The organism is Streptomyces sp. YS-3 (genome assembly GCF_045257485.1).
GTDB lineage: Bacteria > Actinomycetota > Actinomycetes > Streptomycetales > Streptomycetaceae > Streptomyces.
Genome location: NZ_JBJHPC010001214.1, coordinates 1 through 547 on the forward strand (window position 1 = coordinate 1; position 547 = coordinate 547).

Here is a 547-nt window from a genome sequence, read left to right on the forward strand (position 1 = left end):
CCGACCCACCGCACCCCCCAGGGGCGCGGGGAACTGCGCGACCAGCCCCCACCGGACCCGCRGATCAACGCGACCCCGGACCGGGGTGGAAGGGGCCTTCGGCCCCTCCCGGGAGGGATCACGCGGCCGTCCGCCGCAGGACCAGACTCACGTTGTGCCCCCCGAAACCGAAGGAGTTGGCCAGCGCCGCATCCCACGAACCCGTCCGGTTCACCCCCGCCACCACATCCAGCTCCACCGCCGGATCCAGCCGGTCGAGGTTGCGCGTCGCCGGGACCGTGCCGTCGTGGAGGGCGAGCAGGGCCGCCATCGCGCCCACCGCCCCGGACGCGCCGAGCATATGACCGGTCATCGACTTCGTCGCGGTGACCGCCGCGTGCGTACCGATCGCCCGCGCCACCGCCTCCGCCTCGGCCAGGTCGCCCGACGGCGTCGACGTGGCGTGCGCGTGCACCACGCCGATGTCGGCGGGGCTCAGATCGGCGTCCCGCAGCGCCGTCCCGATCGCCCGCACCTGGCCCGCCACGTCCGACGCGGTGATGTGGTC

At 75.1% G+C, this 547-nt stretch carries 1 pseudogene; it reads right to left on the reverse strand.

Going from position 1 to position 547, the window contains the following annotated elements:
* Nucleotides 1-118: 118 nt before the first annotated feature.
* Nucleotides 119-547, reverse strand: a pseudogene (locus ACJA3G_RS38360) (beta-ketoacyl-ACP synthase); the annotation flags it as partial.